Source organism: Streptomyces acidiscabies (assembly GCF_020010905.1).
GTDB lineage: Bacteria > Actinomycetota > Actinomycetes > Streptomycetales > Streptomycetaceae > Streptomyces > Streptomyces acidiscabies.
This window is the reverse complement of sequence record NZ_JAGJBY010000002.1, coordinates 3,753,805-3,770,047: the sequence shown is the minus strand read 5'-3', so window position 1 is coordinate 3,770,047 and position 16,243 is coordinate 3,753,805. Positions and strand designations below refer to the sequence as shown.

The 16,243-nt window shown below is 70.1% G+C and carries 15 protein-coding genes; 7 read left to right on the top strand and 8 right to left on the bottom strand.

All coding sequences use genetic code 11. The annotated features are described in order from the left end of the window. Positions 1–4: 4 nt before the first annotated feature. From J8M50_RS42985 to J8M50_RS42975, 3 genes are read right to left on the bottom strand one after another with little or no spacing between them, the layout of a single operon-like run. Entirely contained in the window at positions 5–1,171 is a 1,167-nt protein-coding gene (locus J8M50_RS42985; RefSeq protein ID WP_029183733.1) for an RCC1 domain-containing protein, read from the bottom strand. Between the two features lie 16 nt (positions 1,172–1,187). Next, on the bottom strand, positions 1,188–2,339 hold the full coding sequence (locus tag J8M50_RS42980; RefSeq protein ID WP_029183734.1) for an RCC1 domain-containing protein: 1,152 nt from the start codon (positions 2,337–2,339) through the stop codon (positions 1,188–1,190). Further along, positions 2,329–3,510, bottom strand: a complete 1,182-nt coding sequence (locus J8M50_RS42975) for an RCC1-like domain-containing protein (RefSeq protein WP_010352895.1) — start codon at positions 3,508–3,510, stop codon at positions 2,329–2,331. Before J8M50_RS42975 ends, J8M50_RS42980 begins: the two co-directional genes overlap by 11 nt. A gap of 299 nt (positions 3,511–3,809) precedes the next feature. Between J8M50_RS42975 and J8M50_RS42970 the strand changes: the two genes are divergently transcribed. From J8M50_RS42970 to J8M50_RS42935, 7 genes are all read left to right on the top strand, one after another. Next, positions 3,810–4,277 carry a hypothetical protein gene (locus tag J8M50_RS42970; RefSeq protein WP_010352896.1) on the top strand — a complete coding sequence of 156 codons (468 nt, stop codon included), beginning with the start codon at positions 3,810–3,812 and terminating at the stop codon, positions 4,275–4,277. A 23-nt stretch (positions 4,278–4,300) separates the two neighbouring features. Then, entirely contained in the window at positions 4,301–5,128 is an 828-nt protein-coding gene (locus tag J8M50_RS42965) for a hypothetical protein (RefSeq protein WP_010352897.1), read from the top strand. A 14-nt stretch (positions 5,129–5,142) separates the two neighbouring features. After that, positions 5,143–6,516 (top strand): carbohydrate binding domain-containing protein, encoded by a 1,374-nt coding sequence (locus J8M50_RS42960; RefSeq protein ID WP_223786427.1) that lies wholly within the window; start codon positions 5,143–5,145, stop codon positions 6,514–6,516. Positions 6,517–6,806: 290 nt separating this feature from the next. After that, positions 6,807–7,643: a polysaccharide deacetylase family protein gene (locus J8M50_RS42955; protein ID WP_010352899.1), complete on the top strand. Its 837-nt coding sequence runs from the start codon at positions 6,807–6,809 to the stop codon at positions 7,641–7,643. A gap of 92 nt (positions 7,644–7,735) precedes the next feature. Then, positions 7,736–8,149 (top strand): effector-associated constant component EACC1, encoded by a 414-nt coding sequence (locus J8M50_RS42950; protein WP_010352900.1) that lies wholly within the window; start codon positions 7,736–7,738, stop codon positions 8,147–8,149. Between the two features lie 7 nt (positions 8,150–8,156). Next, complete coding sequence (locus J8M50_RS49510; RefSeq protein ID WP_010352901.1) at positions 8,157–11,015, top strand: caspase, EACC1-associated type; 2,859 nt, start codon at positions 8,157–8,159, stop codon at positions 11,013–11,015. Positions 11,016–11,057: 42 nt separating this feature from the next. Beyond that, positions 11,058–11,615, top strand: coding sequence for an SMI1/KNR4 family protein (locus J8M50_RS42935; RefSeq protein WP_010352902.1), 558 nt, complete (start codon positions 11,058–11,060; stop codon positions 11,613–11,615). On the opposite strand, the gene J8M50_RS42930 is transcribed toward J8M50_RS42935, so the two are convergent. The 5 genes from J8M50_RS42930 to J8M50_RS42910 form a co-directional block, all read right to left on the bottom strand. Continuing rightward, positions 11,513–11,944 carry an LLM class flavin-dependent oxidoreductase gene (locus tag J8M50_RS42930; RefSeq protein ID WP_223786426.1) on the bottom strand — a complete coding sequence of 144 codons (432 nt, stop codon included), beginning with the start codon at positions 11,942–11,944 and terminating at the stop codon, positions 11,513–11,515. The two genes, J8M50_RS42935 and J8M50_RS42930, sit on opposite strands and share 103 nt — an antisense overlap. Positions 11,945–11,957: 13 nt before the next feature. Then, positions 11,958–12,770, bottom strand: a complete 813-nt coding sequence (locus J8M50_RS42925) for a carbohydrate ABC transporter permease (RefSeq protein ID WP_050987198.1) — start codon at positions 12,768–12,770, stop codon at positions 11,958–11,960. Beyond that, positions 12,767–13,666: a carbohydrate ABC transporter permease gene (locus J8M50_RS42920; RefSeq protein WP_010352905.1), complete on the bottom strand. Its 900-nt coding sequence runs from the start codon at positions 13,664–13,666 to the stop codon at positions 12,767–12,769. The genes J8M50_RS42925 and J8M50_RS42920 overlap by 4 nt, the downstream gene beginning before the upstream one ends. Further along, complete coding sequence (locus J8M50_RS42915) at positions 13,663–14,943, bottom strand: ABC transporter substrate-binding protein (protein ID WP_010352906.1); 1,281 nt, start codon at positions 14,941–14,943, stop codon at positions 13,663–13,665. The genes J8M50_RS42920 and J8M50_RS42915 overlap by 4 nt, the downstream gene beginning before the upstream one ends. 156 nt (positions 14,944–15,099) lie before the next feature. After that, positions 15,100–16,143, bottom strand: coding sequence for a LacI family DNA-binding transcriptional regulator (locus J8M50_RS42910; RefSeq protein WP_010352907.1), 1,044 nt, complete (start codon positions 16,141–16,143; stop codon positions 15,100–15,102). Between the last annotated feature and the right edge of the window lie 100 nt (positions 16,144–16,243).

The window sequence follows — 16,243 nt, the reverse complement described above, 5'->3', positions numbered from 1 at the left end:
CGTGTCAGTACGCGAACCCGGACTTGCCGGCCTTCGTCGCGGTGACGTGGGTGACGCCGCTGCCCGGCGGGAGCGTCCGCGTCGTACCCGGCGGGCTGACGACCGTACCGTCCCCGAGCTGTGCGGCGGTGTTCGCGCCCCAGCCGATCACCGAGCCGTCGTCGAGCGCGGCGAGCGTGAAGTCGGGGCCGCCCGCGATCTCCTGGACCCCGGTGAGGATGTCGATGGGGACCGCGCTGGTGCGGTTGGCGGTGGTTCCGTCGGCGAGTTGTTTGGTGTCGTTCTTGCCCCATGCCTGGACGCTGCCGTCGTCGAGGACCGCGAACGACGAGGAGTGGGTGGCGAAGATCTTGGCGACGGAGTCCAGGTAGGCGACGTCGACCGGCTTGGGGCTGTCGGTCTTCAGGTCGTCGCCGAGCTGGCCCTCTGTCCCCTTCCCCCACGCCTTGACGACGCCGTCGGCGGTGAGCGCGAGGACGTGGTCGCAGCCGACGGAGACCGCGTCGACGTCGGTGAGGTCGGGGACCTGCTGCGGGGTCTCGCGGTTGGCCGTACCGCCGGTGCCGAGGCGGCCGTTCGCCCCCGCGCCCCAGGTCCACACCGTGCCGTCCTGGCGCAGGGCCACGCTGAACTCGCAGCCCGCGCCGACGTCCTTGACCTTGTCGAGGCTCTGGACGGTCATCGGGGTCTTGTAGGGGTTGGTGGTGTCCTGGCCGGTGCCGAGCTGCTTCTTCGCGTTGCTGCCCCAGGCGAGGACGCGGCCGGACTTGACGGCGAGGACGTGGTCGGCACCCGCCGAGAGGTCGCTCACGCCGTACAGACCGGCGACCGTGCCCGGGAACGACTGCGCGGTGATCGTGCCGTTGCCCAGCTGGCCCTTGTCGTTGGCGCCCCAGCTCTTGACGGTGCCGTCGTTCAGGAGCGCGACGGTGAAGGCGTCCTTGTTCGCGCCGCCTCCGGCGGAGACCTCGCGGACGTCGTCGCGGGCGACGCCGGTCACGGCGGCGGGGGTCTGCTGGGCGAGGACGCTGCCGTTGCCGAGCTGGCCCTGGGCGTTGTCGCCCCAGGCGCGGGCCCAGGGGTCGGCGGGGCCGGCTGCATGGGCGAGGGGGACGGGGGTGGCGAGGGTGAGGGTGGTGGCGGCGAGGGCCGCGAGGAGGAGGGGTCTCATGGGCTTGCCTTTCGGTTCAGTAGGCGTAGCTGCTGTCCGAGATGTTGGTGGCGGCGACGTGGGTCACGCCGCTGTCCGGGGGCAGGGCGGTGACCGGCGTGCCGGACGTGGTGGCGGTGCCGTCGCCGAGCTGGCCCTTGTCGCCCGCGCCCCAGGCGAGGACCGAGCCGTCGTCGAGGGCGGCGAGGGTGTGCTTGTTTCCGCCGGCCATGGAGGTCACGCCGGTGAGGGCGGGAAGCGGTACCGGGCTGGTCCGGTTGCCGGTCGTGCCGTCGCCGAGCTGACCGCTGGTGTTCCAGCCCCAGGCGCGGACGCCGCCGTCCTCCAGGACCGCGAAGCTGTGGTGGGCCCCCGTGTACAGAGCGGTCACCGGCTTCGGGAACCCGACGTCCACGGGAGTGGTCCTGTTGGTGGTGGAACCGTCGCCGAGCTGGCCGAAGGCATTGCTGCCCCACGCCTTGACCTTGCCGTCGGCCATGAGGGCGAGGTTGTGATGGCAGCCGACGGAGATCGCGGCGACGCCGGTCAGGTCCGGCACCCGGTGCGGGGTGTTCCGGTCCGTCGTGGCACCGTCGCCGAGCTGGCCCGCGTGGTTGCGGCCCCAGGCCCACACCGTCCCGTCGTCCCGCAGGGCCACGACGTGGTTGCATCCGGCCGCGATGTCCTTGACCCGGTTCAGGCTCTGTACGGGAGCGGGCAGGGAGTTCTGGCCGCCGGTGGAGCCGTTGCCGAGCTGGCCGAAGGAGTTGATGCCCCAGGCGAGCACCCGGCCGCCGCGTACGGCGAAGGCGAAGCTGAACCCGGCGGCGACCTCGGACGCCTTGTCGATGCCGGCCACGGTCACCGGATACGGCCGCGAGGTCGTCGTACCGTCGCCGAGCTGGCCCCTGAGGTTGGCGCCCCAGGTGCGGACCGTGCCGTCGTCGAGCAGGGCGACCGCGAACGAGTTGTCGCCGTCCCCGCCGCCCGCGCTCAGCTCCCGTACGTCCGCGCGGCGCAGCCCCGTGACCACGGCCGGGGTCTGCTGGTCGAGCGTGGAGCCGGTGCCGAGCTGACCGATACCGTTGGCCCCCCACCCCCGTACCCACGGATCACTCGGCTCCGCGTACGACGGCCCGGCGGCCCCCGCCAGCAGCACCGCCGCCAGCGCGAGAGCCTCAGTACGCATACGTCGTGTTCCCCCCGAGCGACGCCGTCACGTTCTTGATCGCCGAGCCCTCCTGGAGGATCTTCACGGAGTCGAACCGGGAGACGGTCGTCCCGTTGCCGAGCTGGCCCTCGCTGTTGTTGCCCCAGGTGAAGACGTCGTCGGCGGTCACCGCGACCCCGTGCCGGGCGCCCGCGGCGAGGTGCTGGACGCCCTCCAGGCGCGGGATCTCCACCGGCGCCGTGCGGTTGGTGCGGGAGATGTTGTCGCCGTCGGCCTGGTCGCCTTCGAGGAGCTGGCCGTACTGGTTGTTGCCCCAGCCGTACACGTGACTGTCGCTGGTCATCGCGTAGTTGTGCCAGGCGCCCGCCTCGATGTCGGAGACGTCCGTCAGCCAGTCGACGTCGACGGGGACGGTCGAGGACTTCGTGGCGGAGTTCCCGAGCTGGCCGTACAGGTTGTAGCCCCAGGACTTGACCGTGTTGTCGGCGGTGATCGCGAGCGCGTGGTAGCAGCCGGCGTCGATCTTGACGATGTCCTCCAGGCCGGTGACCTGGCGGGGTACGGAGCTGGTGGCGCGGTTGCCGGTGCCGAGCTGGCCGTGGATGCCGCGCCCCCACGCGTACACCTTGCCGTTCTCCAGGAGCGCGAGGCTGAAGTCGCAGCCGGCGGAGATCTGCTTGGCCTTGGGCATGCCCTGGACGCGGTCGGGGACGGTACGGCTGTCCCCGGTGCGGTTGTTGCCGAGCTGGCCGTAGGAGTTGTCGCCCCAGGAGTAGACCTGGCCGGACGTGTCGAGGGCGAGGGCGTGCTTGCCGCCTGCGGCGATGTCCTTGACGTTCGTGAGGCGGGGGACGGTCGTCGGGACGGCCTGGTTCGTGTTGCCGCCGTTGCCGAGCTGGCCGGCGGAGTTGTGGCCCCACGCCTTGACGGTCTTGTCGGTGCGGGCGAGCGTGAAGGAGTCGGCGGAGGAGGTGCCGCCGGCCGACATCTGGTCGACGTCGCCCCGGAAGAGGCTGGTCACGGAGGCCGGGGAGAGGCTGTCGGAGAGGGTGCCGTTGCCGAGCTGGCCTGTGCGGCCAGCGCCCCAGCTGAGGACGGTGGGGTTGCCCTCGTTGGCTCCGGCGGCGGGGGCGAGCGCCAGGGCGGCGGCGGTCGCGGTGAGGACGGCGAGCGTTCTCAGGGGGGACATGGCTGTGCTCTCCTTCGGGGGTTGGGAGTGCGGACCAGGGGGTGATCCCTTCAGCAGCCTGGCCGTGAACGATCACCGCCGCGAGCCGAGATGTTCGAAACACCTGAATGACGGACGTCCGTTCGAGTTGCCCGGCGTGGCGGATTCCGGGCGGGGTGGGAAACCGGCCGGTCAGGGCCCTTGGGCCGATGTGGTGAACCATGATCGACGCGCGCACCTCGGGGGGTTTTCCGTGCGCTTGTCCGATTAGCGTCTGACCCGCTTGTTCGAATCCCCCTCTTCTCTCCCCGGGAGCCGTCATGCCCGCACGCCGTTTCCTGTGCGCCTGCGCCCTCGCGCTGGCCGTCTGTTCCGCCGCGTACGCGTCGCCCGCGCACGCTGTCGCCGTCGCCGCCTCGGAGTGCGCTCCCGACGACGAGCAGTGCAACGACGACGAGGCGTCGGCGCAGAAGATCGAGGAGCAGCAGAAGAAGACCGAGGCGGACGCGGCGAAGGCGCAGGGCCAGATCGACGCGGTGGACAAGCAGCTCAAGGAGTGCGCGCCGGGGTCGTCCGAGTGCATGACGAAGCTCGCCGGGGCGGGGACCTCCGAGAAGAAGGGGGTCGAGGAGATGACCTCGACGATCAAGGGGTTCAAGACGGAACCCGGTGACAACGCGTCGTCGACCTCGACCGGCGTCTGCTCCGGCTTCACCGCGACACTCCCCGGCGGTGCCGGTGAAACGCCGTTCCCCGCCGACCAGTTGTGCTCGCTGCTCGGTTCCTGAACCCCACCGTCTAGGAGAGTGCTGTGCGCCGTACCGCCCTGCTCGTCCCCGCTCTGCTGACCTCCCTCGCGCTCGCCGCGCCCGCCTCCGCCGCGCCGCTGCCCGGGGACGATCCCGGTCCGCCGCCGGCCGCGCGTGCGGTGGGGGCCGACGGGAAGCCCGCGAAGGTCAAGGACGTCCTCAAGTACTGCGAGACCAAGAAGTCCGCGTGTTCGTTCCGTATCAACCGTGCGCTGGACCGGGAGTTCGCGACGGCCGTGCGGTCGTTGGGGAACTCGGTCGTCAACTGCACGCAGAGCGACATGAACATCGAGCGTGCGGTGACGCTGCGCGCGAGCAGCACCGACAACATCGGCGGCGAGATCTCCGGGAAGGTCACCGCCGAGGGGACCGTCAACGCGACCGGCTCGGTCACCACCAACCTGGCCCAGGAGATCTCCAGCAGCCACAAGACGCCCGACCTCGACAAGGGGCCGACCAGCGAGACCGGCACCAAGACCACCGTGTCCGGGGGCGCGACCGTCGGCGGGTCGCTGACCGCGCGGCTCGCGTTCGAGGCCGAGTTCAAGGCGACGTACTCCAAGTCGTGGACGGTGGAGAACACCGAGCAGACGACGTACAAGACGACCGTGAAGCCGCACGACATCCTGGTGTTCGGGGCGAGCGCGGCGATGCGGCGGGTGACCGGGAACCTGCTCACGGACATCGGGAGCAAGATCCTCGGGATCTCCGTGGACAGTCCGTCGATGGTCAACACGAGTTCGTTCGTGGCGCAGACGTATGCGGCGCCGCCGAACGTGTGCCAGGGGACCCGGCCCACCGGTAACACGGCACCCGGGGACGGAAACTGATGCGGAGTCACTTCATGCGCGGGCCTTTGCTGGTCGTTCCCTTCGCCGTCTCCCTCGCGCTGGCCGCGCCGGTGTTCGCCGCGCCGGTGTTCGCCACGCCTCTGTTCGCGGCGCCTGGGGAGCAGCCCGTCCCTGTGCTCAACGGCGACTTCGTCGAGCCCGCGATGAAAGGCGACGGTCCCACCACCGTCGGCATCGACAACTGGACCGGCGCGAACCAGCGTTACTCCGCCACGGCGTCCGGCCGGTCCGACGGCTCCAACGCGGTCGGCCTTCAGAAGGACGGCAACACACTCCAGCAGCGGCTGCGCGGGGTACGCGCCGGGGCTCGGGTCACGGTGTCGTACGAGGACAGTCCCGCCGTGTCGAAGGAGTGCCTCCCCGCCGAGGTCGCTGACGGGCAGCCGTACACCGTGGAGGCGAGCGGCGGCGCGGTGCAGGCGGTCACCACCGCCGGGGATCCCGGGCGGGTCAAGGGCACGCCGGGAAGCGGGCGTTGGGCTCAGCGGACGTACAGCTTCACGGCGTCCGAGAACGAGCCGCTGCTGACGTTCACCTCGAAGGTGGCCAACTCCAAGACGCACATCACGTGTTCGCCGATGGTCGCGCGGATCAGGGCGGTTGAGGTGCCGCCCGCCGTGGACCAGACCGTCGACCGGACGTCGCTCGGCACGTCCGAGGCGTTCAAGGGGAACGACAAGGAGAAGTGGCTGCACAACGCGCTCGCCGCGTGCAACGGGGAGAACGCGTGCGAGTTCCGGCCCGACGCGCGGACGTCGTTCCGGTACTACGGGCAGTCCCGGGTCATCGGCGAGGCGTTCGTCAACTGCACGCGCAACACCCTTGAGCACAGCCGGGTGTTGAGCTTCGCCGAGCGCAGTCACGACAGCATCGCGCAGACGTACACGGATGCCGGGCAGTCGCTGGAGGAGGTGGCTCGGCTGCCCACGTCCGGCGACCGTACGGAGGACGAGAAACGCGTCAAGTCCCGCCCGATGGCTACTCAGTTCGCGCTCGCCTACGAGAAGGCGTGGAAGCGGCCGTGGCAGTGGTTCAGCAGCGATCAGCGGACGGTGGTGGAGCGGATCCAGCCCGGGGAGGTGAGTTGGGTGGAGTTGCAGCCGACCCGGGAGCGGGTGGAGGGGTGGTTCGTCAGCAAGAAGGACGACTATCGCGTGCACGCGGTGGTTGACGGCCCGTCACGAGCCGTACCGGATCGTCTTCTTCAGCGGACGGGGCCCATGTCGGTGGCGGAGAAGCAGCGTTGCTCCGCCGCCCGGCCGATGACGATGACGCCGGTGGGGGCGGAGGCGCCTGCGTGGTCTGCGGACAAGGGGGTGACGGGGCCGGCTGCGCCTACGGCGGCGGGGGTGCGGCGGATCGGGTGAGGTGAGGGTGAGGGGGTGGCCTCTTACGGGCCATCCCCTCTCGTTTCGGTCCCCTCGCGCGTAGGGCGCCGAGGGGAGCTTGCCGCCGAAGTCCTGGAGGGTCCAGGTCGCGTACACCTCGTAGGTGCGGTCGGTGAGGGCCTGCGGTGCTGTCCGACGCGATGGGCGGGGGAATGCCCTAGTCAGCGGGTTGTGCGATCGTGTGATCACGGAACCGTGGACGCCTGTTCGACATCCCAACAGGTGAACGGGGACGGCGTACGGATCACACGGTTTCAGGGAGCAGCGCGATGCACTGGCGGATCAAGGGAGCGGTGGCGGTCTGCGCCCTTCTCGTCGCGGGTCTGGCGACAGGGTGTACGACCGAGTCCTCGGCGGTGTCCCGGCCGTCGGCGTCGCCGTCCGCGTCGAGCGCCGCGCCCTCCGCGAATCCCCGGGCCGCCGTCGAGGCCGCGTACCGCAAGTGGGGGCTGAAGCCGCTCGCCGAGGCGCCTGAGCCGCCCGCCGTGAAGCCGGTCACGCTGAAGTCCGGCGGTGAGATACCGGTGATCAGCGAGATACCCACGAAGGAGAAGATCGTCTTCCTCACCTTCGACGACGGGACCGAGCAGGACCCCCAATTCATCACGATGATGCGGGAGTTGAAGCTTCCGATCACCATGTTCCTCACGGACGCGGCGATCCGCTCGGACTACGGCTACTTCACGAAGCTCCAGTCCCTCGGCAACACCGTCGAGAACCACACCCTGTCCCACCCCAACCTCCCCACGCTGGGCGCCTCCGCCCAGAAGCAGGAAATCTGCGGCCAGCAGCAGAAGTTGACGGACCATTACGGCACCGCGCCGCGCCTCTTCCGCCCGCCCTACGGCAACTGGAACGAGGCCACCCGCAGCGCCGCAGCGTCCTGCGGGCTCCAGGCGATCGTCCTGTGGCGCGAGTCCATGCAGATCAAGAACATGCAGTACCAGCTACCCGGCAAGAAGCTGCGCCCCGGCGACATCATCCTGGCGCACTTCCGGGGGCCGTCCGAGCTGAAGGGCCGGACGATCACGCAGATGACGGTGAACATGCTGCGGCACATCGAGGAGCAGGGCTTCACGGTGGCCCGGCTGGAGGACTACCTCTAGCACCCCGGGGAAGCTCCCCGCCCGATTTTCCCCGGAGACTCCCGCAAAGCCCTGTGGACGGCCACACTGGAGACGGTGGAACGGGGGACGGCATGTGGGAGAACGCTTCGGCTCCGGAGCGGGTGCGGGACGTACGGCTGGACGTCACACCCGACCCCGAACTCGACCCGGAGGCCGCCGAACGGCTGTTGCGCCGGCTGCGGGCCGAACTCGCCGCGCTGGACGTCGAGTCGGCCCGGTTCGTACCCGGCCCCGCTGCTCCCGAGGGGGCGAAGGGGCCGGACACGGTGACGCTCGGCGCGATCGTGGTGGCGCTCAGCGCGTCCGGCGGCGTGTTCACCTCGCTCATCGGCGCCGTACGGGACTGGCTCGGCCGCTCCTCCGCACGGCACCGGGTGTCGGTCACCGTCGACGGTGACACGATCGAGCTGGAGGCCGCGACGGACGCCGAACGGCGGGCGCTGGTCGAGGCGTTCGTGCGCCGCCACTCCGGCGAAGGCCGGTGAGCGGGCCGTGGGGCGCCGGCTCGCGCTGCTCGTCGCGACGTACGACCATCAGGACGCCACGCTGCGGCAGTTGACCTCGCCCGCGCACGACACGGAGGCGCTGGCGGCGGTGCTGCGGGACCCGGACATCGCCGGGTTCGAGGTCACCACCCTCGTCAACGAGCCCTACCACCGCGTCGGTTCGGCGATCAGCGAGTTGTACCGCGACCGGCGCCGCGACGACCTCACCCTGCTGTACTTCACCGGCCACGGTCTCAAGGACGACCACGGCCGGCTCTACCTCGCGACCACCGACACCCGCCACGACAGCCTCCTGTTCACCGCGCTGTCCGCCGAGCAGATCGACCAGGCCATGGAGGGGTGCGCGTCCCGGCGGATGGTGCTGATCCTCGACTGCTGCTACAGCGGCGCGTTCCCGGCGCGCACGAAGGGTGACACCGAGGTGCACGCGCTGGAGCGGTTCCAGGGGCGCGGCCGTACGGTCCTCACCGCCTCGGACTCCACGCAGTACTCCTTCGACGGCGAGCGCGCGCAGGGGCAGGCCGCGCAGTCGGTGTTCACCCGGTACCTCGTGGAGGGCCTGCGCGACGGGAGCGCGGATCTCGACGGGGACGGCGACATCACGCTCGACGAGCTGTACGGGTACGTCCATGACCGGGTCGTGGAGGCGATGCCTCAGCAGCGGCCCAAGAAGCAGGACGATGTCGAGGGCCGGATCGTCATCGCGCACAACATCAACTGGCGCCTGCCGCTGCACCTGCGGAACGCTCTCGCGAGTCCGATGGTGGGTGATCGGCTGGGGGCTTTGGAGGGGCTGATGCATCTGCATCGGATCGGGAATGTGCAGGTGCGGGCGGCGGTGTTGGAGGAGGTGCGGCGGTTGGAGGAGGACGACAGCAAGCAGGTGTCTGCGGCGGCGACGATCCGACTGACGTCGCTGGTGCCTCGGCCGGTGGTGCCGGAGGTTGCTGTGGTTCCGGTGGCTCCTGTGCTGCCGGTGGCTCCGGAGGTGGGATCGGGAGCGGTTGCGGGGGTAGTTGGCGGGCTTGTGGAAAGGGAGCTGGGGGTCGGGACGGAGCCGGGGACGGGGTCGGTGGCCGGGACGGAGCCGGGGACCGGGTCGGTGGCCGGGACGGGGACCGAGACTGAGACGGAGTCGGTGGCCGAGACCGGGACGGGGCCGGGGGTCGAGACGGTGACCGGGACCGGGACGGAGCCGGGGGTCGAGACGGTGACCGGGACCGGGACGGGGCCGGGGGTCGAGACGATGGCCGGGACCGGGACGGAGCCGGGGGTCGAGACGATGGCCGGGACCGGGACGGAGCCGGGGGTCGAGACGGTGACCGGGACCGGGACGGAGCCGGGGGTCGAGACGATGGCCGGGACCGGGACGGAGCCGGGGGCGGAGCCGGAGACCAGGTCGGAGATCGTGGCGGGGACGGGCACTGAGGCTTTGGGGTCCGCTGCCGCACGTGCATCGGCACCCGAATCCGCACCGGCACCGACACCGACAAACGCACCCACACCCGTCGCACCCGCACCCGCACCCGCACCCGCACCCGCACCCGCACCCGCACCCGCGAGCAATGCACCTGTCCTGATCCCGCCACTCCCCTCCGCCCCTCCCCGGCCCGCCGATCCCTCGCCCGCCCGCTCCCGAGCCACCGCATCCCCCTCGCGCCCCCGCAGACCCGCCCTCTCCACCCGCGCCAAGATCCTCGCCGCCGTCGTGGTGCTGGTGATCGGCGTGTCCGTCCCGGTGACCCTGACGCTCCTCCAGGACAAGGGCGGCGACTCGGACTCGTCCGCCTCGACAGGCGGAGCCGTAGCCGGCCCCGTCCTCCGCGCAGCTGTGGCCGGCGCGGGTACCTCCGCCGTGTTCAGCCCGGACGGCAAACTCATCGCGGCGACCGGCAGCAAAGGCGTACAGCTGCTGCGTGCGGCGGACGCCGGGACCGTCAACACGTTCCCCGATCAGGCGTACCCCCTGTTCAGCCCGGCCGGTGGACTCCTGGCCACGGTGCAGACGGACAACGCCGCGAAGAGCACGGTCCGCCTGTGGAACCTGACCGCGAACAGCAGGACCGACATCGCCACCGGCGCTCCGTCGAGCGTCACGATGGCGTTCAGTCCCCGCGGCGACCTCCTCGCGACGGCCGCCGGTCTCGCCGCCAACCAGGACTACGGCAACCCGATCCGCCTGTGGAACACCACCACGGGCAAGCTCGTCACCACCCTCACCGGCTTCGACAACGGCGTCCAGAGCATGGTGTTCACGCCGGACGGCAAGACGCTCGCGGCAGGCGCGGCGGGTGACCCCGGCACGGTGAAGCTCTGGAACGTGACGACCGGCAAGGTCACCGCCACGCTCGCCACCGGCTACGTGATCGCCCTCAGCCCGGACGGCAAGACGCTCGCCACCAGCAGCGAGTTCGCCGCCGACCACAAGGCGAGCCTGTGGGACATCACGACCGGAAAACGCATCGCCGCACTCGCCGAAGGCCGTCCCCTCGGCTTCAGCGGCGACGGCGAACTACTCGCGCTCATGGACAGCAGCAGCACCGCACAACTCTGGCGAATCTCCGACCACGCACGCGAACGCACCTTCCCCGGCATGGCCACGGCGAAGTTCGGCCCATCCGGCGAACGCCTGGCCCTCGTCTCCGAAACCGGCACGGTCAGCCTGCTCGACTACACGAGTTCCACCCCGGCGAAGACCCTCATGCCGCTGAGCAGCACCTCGGAAAAAACCCAGACGGTCGACTTCAGCATGGACGGCAGCGCACTGACGACGGCGGCCCAGAACGGAAGGGTGCAGGTGTGGATGCTCAACTGGCCCTCATGGGTGTCACCTTCACCTTCATGAGACGCCGACGATCGTCCCGTACCCGCCTGGCATCGTGACCGCATGGAAGACCTCATCGGCACGCAGCACCCCGACCGGCACCTCGCCCCGGCCGAGGCGATCGCCGCTCTCGAAGCGGCCGTCCCCGGCCTGACGTATCACCGCCGCACCTCGGCGACCCCGCCTGACTGGGCACGGATCGAGGGGACTCTCGGTACCCGGCTCCCGGCCGATTTCCGGTTGTTGGCGGAAAACTACCCGTCCTTCGGCCTCGGTAACTTTCTCCACGTCCCGCTTCCCGAACCGGGCCGCGAGGCGGACTGGCTCGGTGGCGTCGATCACGAGTTGGAGACCGTGCGGGACTGGTGGGAAGACGAGATGTCGATCGGGTTGCGTCCACATCCGGCACCCGGTGGACTGTTGCCGTGGGCCAGTTCCCTGTCGGGCGACGTCTTTCTGTGGACCACGGCGGAGCCTTGGCTCGTCACGGTCGCCTCACGGAACCTCGAATGGTGGCATTACTCAGGTGGCGCTGTGCAGTTCCTCGCGGAGTGGGTCTCCGGAACGCTGGAGCCGTGGGCCCTGCCCGAACTCGGCTTCGGGCTGAAGGCGTTCAGCTGAAGTCGCCGTGTTCCCCGAGGTGTGGCGGAGGGGCCGTACGTCGGTTCGTGGCCCGCCAGGTGAATGGAGATCTCGGCCTCACCGAGGATGCGGGTGGCGTCGACCTCGTGCGGCGTGCAGACGCAGACAGGGATCCCGGCGACGACACGAGGCGCCGAACGCCCCGCCGCCTCTGCGGACTCGGTGATCGCGGGGACGACATACTCGTCGGCCACCCACAGCACGGTCCCGTCGGCCAACTCCCCCGCGATGCGCAGCATCACGGGCCTGAGGGCGGCCACGAGCACCGGCAGTTGCCCCATCCACACCGCCCCACCGGCCCTGCGCACCGCCGCCTCCCCCTCACCCCTTCACCCCGCCCTCCTCGATCCCCCGGAAGAAGAACCGCTGCAACCCGAAGAAGAACACCAGCACCGGCGCCACCGCGACGATCGTGCCGGCCGCCACCACCCGGGGGTTGTCGAAGAACGTGCCCCGCAGCGCGTTCAGGCCGACGGTCAGCGTGTACTTGTCCTGGTCCGACAGGACGATCAGCGGCCACAGGAAGTCGTTCCACGCCCCGACGAACGCGAAGATCGCGACGACCGCCATCGCCCCCTTGACCTGCGGTACGCAGATGAGGACGAACCGTTTCCACACGTTCGCCCCGTCGATGACGGCCGCCTCCTCCAGCGCGACCGGCAGCGCGAGGAACGCGTTGCGCATGAGGAGGACGTTGAGAGCGGCGACCGCTGTCGGCAGGGCCACGCCGAGCAGCGTGTCGTTGAGCCCGAGCGACCGCATCAGCAGGAACTGCGCGACAATGACGGTCTCCCCCGGCACGAGCAGCGCGGCGACGAACACGGACAGCGCGAGCCCCCGCCCCCGGAACCGCAGCCGCGCGAGCGCGAACCCCGCGCAGGTCGCCCCGGCGACGTTCCCGGCGACCGAAATCAGGGCGACGATCGTGGAGTTGAGGAGGTAGCCCGGTACGGGGACCCTGCGCACGACCTCCTGATAGTTCCCGAACGTCGGGTCGCTCGGCAGGAGTTGAGGCGGACGCGTGTACAGATCATCCCCAGCACCTTTGAAGGACAAGGACACTTGCCACAGGAACGGCCCGACGAGGATCACGAAGACCAGCACCAGCAGCGCGTACCGCACCCCGCGTCTCACTCCGCGTCCCCGTCCCGCCGCTGCATGCGCAACTGCACGATCAGCAGCGCGAGCGTGATCACGAACATGACGACGCTGATCGCCGTCGCGTACCCGGTGTCCGCAGAGAGCCCCGTACCCTCCCGCTGGATGAGCATGGTCATGGTCATGTCCTTGCCGCCGGTACCGCCCGTGTTCCCTGACAGCACGTACACCTCGCTGAACACCCGGAACGCGGCGACCGACGACAGCACCCCGACCAACGCCATCGTGGACCGCACCCCGGGGACGGTCACCGACACGAACCGGCGTACGGGTCCGGCCCCGTCGACGGACGCGGCGTCGTACAGGGCCGTCGGGATGTGCGCGAGGGCGGCGAGGTAGATGACCATGTAGTAGCCGACCCCGGTCCACACGGTCACGAACATCGCGCTGATCAGCAGCAGCCAGCGGTCCGCGATGAACGGCACCGGCTTCGACACCAACTCCAGCCACGACAATGCCTCGTTGACGAGTCCCCGGCTGTCGAGAAGGTTGGTCCAGATCAGCCCGACGGCGACGGCGGACATGACGACCGGCGTGTAGAAGGCGCTGCGGAACACCCCGATGAGCCGGCCGGGCCCGCTGACGAGGCTCGCCAGCAGCAGCGGGAGCACGACCATGAACGGGACGACGCAGACGACGTACAGACTGGAGTTGAGCAGCGCCGTCCAGAACCGCGGATCGTCGCTCAGGCGGCGGTAGTTGTCGAGTCCGACGAACCTCCCGCCGCGCACCATCGTCGCGTCGGTGAAGGACAGGACGACGGTGTTGAGGAACGGGAACAGGACGAAGACGGCGGTGACGGCGAGCCCGAGGGCGAGGAAGAGCCAGGGGGCGGTCCACCAGCGGTGGGTACGGGTGACAGAGGCTGTCACGCCCGGCGGAGCTTCTCGTTGCAGAAGGCGACCGTGTCATCGAGGGCCTTCTTCGGCGACTTGTCCCCCTTGAGCGCCAGCGCGACCTGTTCGCGCAGCTCGTCGACCATGGCCTGGGAGAAGGCGGGCGGCCAGTACACGACGGCCCGCCCGATCTGCGCCGCCGCCTCGACGCGGACCCGGCCCTCGTCCGTACCGTCGTCCTTCGTGAAGTACGGGTCGTCCAGGGTGTGTTGCGTGGCCGGGAAGATCGCCGCCTTGTGGGCGAAGGCGAGTTGGTTCGCCCTGTTCGTCGCGAACTTGGCGAAGGCGACGGCCGTCGCGGCGTTGCCGGTCCTCGAACTCACCGCGAGGGACTCGATGTACATGTTCGGCGCGGCGTTCGCGACGATCGGTCCGATGGCGACGCTCTTGTAGATGTCGGGGGCGTTCTTCTTGAAGTCGGCGAGGTTGTAGGCGCTGCCGGGCAGCCAACCCAGCTCCCCCGCCTTGAACTTGTCGACCTCGCCGACCTGCTTCTCGTTGAGGATGTCCTCGGTGAGCGCGCCGGCGTCGTACAACTTCTTGTAGCGGGTGAGGAGTTCGATGCCCTTGGCGTTGTTGAAGGTGAACGCGGTGGCGTCCTTGTTCATCAGCTCGACGCCGTACGTCCCGAAGGTCTCGATGACCGGGGTGCGGCCGAGCATCGAGTACGCGCCCTTCGCGGAACCGGCCATCTTCTCGGCCTGGGTGAAGAGTTCGTCGTAGGTCTTGGGCAGGTTCTTCGGGTCGAGGCCCGCCTTGGTCAGGAGGGCGGTGTTGAAGAAGGAGGGGCCGGTGTTGAGGTAGAAGGGGTAGCCGTAGGTGCCGCCGTCGATGCCCGCCCAGGTCATGGCGTTCCAGGCGGCGGGGAGGAAGTCGGCCTTCGCTGCGGGGTCGGCCTTGGCGATGTCGAGGAGTTTCCCGGCGCCGGCCAGGGTGTAGCCGGCCTCGGGGCCGAGGTCCATGACGTCGGGGAGGGTGTCGGCCGCGGCGTCGGCGGAGAGTTTCTCGGAGTAGCCGTCGGCGGGCTGGTCGATCCACTTGACCTTCGTGCCGGGGTGTTCCTTCTCGAAGGCGGCGACCAGGCCGGTGAAGTAGCCGGCGTAGTTGCCCTTGAGGTTCCAGGTCTGGAAGGTGATCGAGCCGGTGACCTTGCCGTCGACCGGTCCGTCGGTGCCGCCGCCGGAGTCGTCCCCGCCGCCCACCCCGCACCCTGCCAGTACCAGGATCGCTCCTGCGATGCCGAGACGTCTCATCGTGAACTCCCTCGCGTCGATCGGTCGGTTCGGCGAGTTCCCGTGCGTTCACTGCCCCGGCGGGTCGTGCCGGGGACGGCGAGAGCCGACACTAAGGCGCTTAAGTTGAGGGTGTCAACGGCCGGGACAGGGTGGGTACATGTGACTGATGGTCCGTCAATCCTCGTGATCTTCAGGTGAGTTGATGCCTGTGCTGGCGCGGGCGACCAGCGTGGGCACCAGTTCCGCCGGGTCCGTCGCCGGCTGACCGTCGAGCAGGTTCAGCAGCCGCCGGGCCACGTCCGCGCCGAACCCGACCGCGTCCCGGCGCAGCGCGGTGAGTGCGGGTCTGAGTGCCGTGCAGACCGGGGTGTCCTCCCAGACGACCACCGCGACGTCGTCCGGGATGCGCAGGGCGTGGCGGCGGACGACGTCCAGACCGGCGACGGCGAGCACCTCGTTGTCGTAGATCAGCGCGGTGGGGCGGGGCGTGCCGGTGAGCGCGGTCTCGGTCGCGGTCTCGCCGGCCGCCGCCGAGAAGTCGGTGGACAGGGTCCTGAGGCCGGTGAACTCCAGCTCATGGCCTGTGCGTTGGAAGGATTCGATGCGGCGGTGCACGTGCAGCATGGCGGCGGTGCCGGACAGGTAGGCGACGTGGTCGTGGCCGCGTTCGCGCAGGTGGCCCATGACGGCGCGCATCGCGGCGGCGTCGTCGACGGGTACGGGGGGGAGGTGGCCGCCGGGGTCGGGGCCGCCCGCGACGACGCCGGGCAGGCCGAGGGCGGCGACGGCCGCCGGGCGCGGGTCGTCCTGCCGCAGGTCGACCAGGACGACGCCGTCGACTCTTCCTTCGTGCCGCCACCGGCGATAGGTCGCGATCTCCTCCTCGACGCAGGCAACGACCTGGAACAACAGTCCGTAATGCCGACCGCTCAGCACGGTCTGCATGCCGGTCATCAGGCGGTGGAAGAAGAGTTCGGTGCCGACGTCCCGGGCGTCGCGGGCGACGACGAACCCGACGGTCGAGGACCCGGCGCCGGTGAGGGCGCGGGCGGCCGGGTGCGGAGTCCAGTCCAGTTCCTGGACGACATCGAGGACGCGCCTGCGGGTGGCCTCGGAGACGCCGGGGCGGCCGTTCAGGGCGAAGGAGGCGGCGGCTTCGGATATGCCGCAGCGCTGGGCGATGTCACGGAGGGTGGGACGGCGGCCTTCGGCGGTCATGGCGAACCTCGATGGTCGGTACGGCGCTCCCTCGCGCGGGAACCTGACGTCGGCGGGCACTCCCCCGCCCCATTGGCCTGATACGTCGTCAACTCCCTCT

Excerpts from the sequence above, each read along its gene's own strand:
- J8M50_RS42985 (WP_029183733.1), bottom strand. The coding sequence starts at position 1,171 with ATGAGACCCCTCCTCCTCGCGGCCCTCGCCGCCACCACCCTCACCCTC.
- J8M50_RS42980 (WP_029183734.1), bottom strand. The coding sequence starts at position 2,339 with ATGCGTACTGAGGCTCTCGCGCTGGCGGCGGTGCTGCTGGCGGGGGCC.
- J8M50_RS42975 (WP_010352895.1), bottom strand. The coding sequence starts at position 3,510 with ATGTCCCCCCTGAGAACGCTCGCCGTCCTCACCGCGACCGCCGCCGCC.
- J8M50_RS42950 (WP_010352900.1), top strand. The coding sequence starts at position 7,736 with ATGTGGGAGAACGCTTCGGCTCCGGAGCGGGTGCGGGACGTACGGCTG.
- J8M50_RS42915 (WP_010352906.1), bottom strand. The coding sequence starts at position 14,943 with ATGAGACGTCTCGGCATCGCAGGAGCGATCCTGGTACTGGCAGGGTGC.
- J8M50_RS42955 (WP_010352899.1), top strand. The coding sequence starts at position 6,807 with ATGCACTGGCGGATCAAGGGAGCGGTGGCGGTCTGCGCCCTTCTCGTC.
- J8M50_RS42910 (WP_010352907.1), bottom strand. The coding sequence starts at position 16,143 with ATGACCGCCGAAGGCCGCCGTCCCACCCTCCGTGACATCGCCCAGCGC.
- J8M50_RS42970 (WP_010352896.1), top strand. The coding sequence starts at position 3,810 with ATGCCCGCACGCCGTTTCCTGTGCGCCTGCGCCCTCGCGCTGGCCGTC.
- J8M50_RS42935 (WP_010352902.1), top strand. The coding sequence starts at position 11,058 with ATGGAAGACCTCATCGGCACGCAGCACCCCGACCGGCACCTCGCCCCG.
- J8M50_RS42960 (WP_223786427.1), top strand. The coding sequence starts at position 5,143 with ATGCGCGGGCCTTTGCTGGTCGTTCCCTTCGCCGTCTCCCTCGCGCTG.